Genomic DNA, 2641 nt, shown 5'->3' with positions numbered 1-2641 from the left:
AAACAAACAGTTCTTCGTGCCAGGCAACATACTCTTTAAATTTTCGCTCAAAATCTGCCTGGATTTTCTGAGCGGCCATCTCCCGATCTTCGATGCGGCCTGGCGAGTAATAATCACGGTAGTTTTTTATCGGGAAAAGCAGCAAAAGATCCCATTGGTCTCCCTGGCTGTGGCGCATCATAAAAGGCTTCTCGTCGCCGGCAGCATCATAAAAATTCATTCTGTTTTTGTAAAGCTCCAACAAATTCAAAAGCTTTCCGGGAGCAGCTCTGAGCAAAACGGTTTTATAAAGGTAGTCTGCTCGCAGTGGCGCCGCAAGAAGTAACACTAAAACGAATAAACGTACAAAAAACATTTTCCCTCCGATTAATTATATGAATGACCAGTTGAGGTAAGCATGTAAACAAAATCATTCTCTAATCTTAAAAACAAATAAATTTTTCCCACCGAATTGCGCCGAAGTCACCGAAGCTCACCGAATTTATTCATTTTTAAAATTGTCAATTTAGCCTGGCTTATATTTTTTAAAGTCATTTTGAAGCACGAAAAAAATATCGATCCATTCTTGTCTGTCTGAGTGATAACCTCGGTTGATGAGTTCTTTTTGGACACAAGCTTCATAAATTTTTTCGCTAAGATTTGGCCCCATAAGTTTGTGCACTTCGATACACGCACCTATGGTTTCATCCGAGAGCCGTTTATAGAGAATATCTCCCATAATTCAGCTATTCCACCCCTCCACATAACAAAATAGAGATATTAATTTCATATTCGGTGAACCTCGGCGAATTTCGGCGTGCTTCGGTGGAAATTATTTTTACCACGGAAAGTCGCCGAAGTAACTGGTTATTCATATTAATTGTCTCAGGTTAACTCGTCGCAATCTCTTTAAGCACGCCTGAATCGAGTTCATGACCCCCTGCGAATTTAATCAACTTATAAGGAACCGAGTTTTCCTTTAAATGAGTTTCTTGTTCAAGAATCTTTTCTTCGCTTGCATACTCGTCATTCTCACCTGCAACCAGGTTAAGTTTGATTTTTTTAAAAATTTCAAGCTTGTTTTCATCGATAAGTTCGGGGGGTAACAACCCGGCCCAAAGAATGAGCTGGTCTGCTTCAACATCGCCCAGACTCACCCAGCGGCTGGCAGTGGCCGTACCTTGAGAAAATCCCAAAACCGAAACTTTTACAGACGAGCGATCCACTTGTTCAAAAACCTGCCGATAAACGGCGTCCAAAAAAATCACATAATCTTTGATGTCGTTCAGCCGATCTTCGCGGGTCATCCAGGAAGCTCCGATACGGCCGTAAAATCCGTTCATATAAAAACGCGAAAGACCTTCAGGGGCGATGATCAATCTTTCGCCATCGGCTAATGACTCAAAATGTTTGAGAAAATAGCCGGCCAACTGACCGTAGCCGTGACACACGAACCACACCTGTTTAATGGCGCTGCCGACTTCGCCTAACTGAAAATATCTTGCGGTTTTCGCTACTTTGATATGATTTTCTTGCATCTTTTTTTTTAACCGCGAAATCTTCAAGCTTAATTCTGTGTGGATTTCTTTTTTTCTTTGGAGCCATTATCAACTGTCATTATGCGGCGCTGTTCATTTAGGTTGGTTGTTTTAAGGAGAGAGTGTTTAGGTGTTTGGGTGTTAAAGGTGTTAAGGAATTCAAGTATCTAAAATAAAATAACTTAGGAAGAAAAGTCTTTAACACTCTAACACTTCTAACACCCGAACACATTATACCGAATACCGACCCATTGCAATGTTATTTCGAAAACGCTCCATTAGTCTTGGGGGTTTCAAAAATGATAAAGACTCACTCTATCTCAACGCCGCGCCAAAATGCAACGTGTCCTTTTATATTGCTGGCGGCTTCCTTTGGACTCGGGTAGTACCAGGCTGCGTCCACGTTTACTTCGCCATCAACTTTGATATGGTAGTAGTGGGCTGTTCCTTTCCAGGGACATTCGGTCTGGGTGTTGCTGTCCTCGAAATATTCATTGTTTACGGAAGCGGGCGGGAAATATTTATTCCCCTCTACTTCTTCCACTGCATCGCTGTCGGCCAGAACTTGACCTTTCCAAATTGCTTTCGCCATATTTTTGTACCTCCTGATTACAAATCAAATAGAGATTAAATTTTCAAAATCTTGATAAGATAGTGAGTTTAATATCCAAATTCAAGAAGTTCGTGAAAGCGGCAACTTTCATTCAGGGTATCCGTTTATAGAGGGAACAATTTGAATCAAATAAAGATTGTAGTCGTCACTAAAAAATCAATTTCTTGCACAAAAACCAAAGATTTCACGCGAAGACGCAAAGGGATCGCAAAGAAAAATCCTTTGCGTGATCTTTGCGTCTCTGCGTGCGTTTTTTAATTTTCTTTTTTTGGTTCCGGCTTGTCCGGGTTAGGAGTACAAATGATGATATTGATTATTTTCCTGGTCGCTGCAGCAAGCGCATTTTATGCGTTTACATTAAAGCGCGATGAAGAGCGTCGCCAGCAATGGCAGCAGGATTCGCGAGCAACCTGGTTAAAAGCGGGCTAAAACAGCAAACCCGGATCAAACCTTGGTCCGGGTTTTTTCATTTTAAATAGGGCCGATCCTTCTCAAACCAAAACTCCAAAAG

4 protein-coding genes are annotated in these 2641 nt (G+C 41.5%); all 4 read right to left on the bottom strand.

Features of this window, described 5'->3' with window-relative positions; all coding sequences use genetic code 11:
- Nucleotides 1-355, bottom strand: a 355-nt coding sequence (locus tag IH879_22310; GenBank protein MCH7677661.1) for a hypothetical protein, incomplete at its 3' end; no start/stop codon positions are given.
- 150 nt (nucleotides 356-505) lie between these two features.
- Nucleotides 506-718, bottom strand: a complete 213-nt coding sequence (locus IH879_22305; protein MCH7677660.1) for a GxxExxY protein — start codon at nucleotides 716-718, stop codon at nucleotides 506-508.
- Between the two features lie 151 nt (nucleotides 719-869).
- Nucleotides 870-1517 carry a phospholipase gene (locus IH879_22300; protein ID MCH7677659.1) on the bottom strand — a complete coding sequence of 216 codons (648 nt, stop codon included), beginning with the start codon at nucleotides 1515-1517 and terminating at the stop codon, nucleotides 870-872.
- Between the two features lie 310 nt (nucleotides 1518-1827).
- Nucleotides 1828-2109: a DUF427 domain-containing protein gene (locus IH879_22295; GenBank protein MCH7677658.1), complete on the bottom strand. Its 282-nt coding sequence runs from the start codon at nucleotides 2107-2109 to the stop codon at nucleotides 1828-1830.
- Between the last annotated feature and the right edge of the window lie 532 nt (nucleotides 2110-2641).

The organism is candidate division KSB1 bacterium (genome assembly GCA_022562085.1).
In the GTDB taxonomy this organism is placed as follows: Bacteria; Zhuqueibacterota; Zhuqueibacteria; order Oceanimicrobiales; family Oceanimicrobiaceae; genus Oceanimicrobium.
The sequence above is the reverse complement of the archived record's forward strand: the minus strand, read 5'-3'. Positions and strand labels throughout refer to the sequence as shown.

Excerpts from the sequence above, each read along its gene's own strand:
- IH879_22305 (MCH7677660.1), bottom strand. The coding sequence starts at position 718 with ATGGGAGATATTCTCTATAAACGGCTCTCGGATGAAACCATAGGTGCG.
- IH879_22300 (MCH7677659.1), bottom strand. The coding sequence starts at position 1,517 with ATGCAAGAAAATCATATCAAAGTAGCGAAAACCGCAAGATATTTTCAG.
- IH879_22295 (MCH7677658.1), bottom strand. The coding sequence starts at position 2,109 with ATGGCGAAAGCAATTTGGAAAGGTCAAGTTCTGGCCGACAGCGATGCA.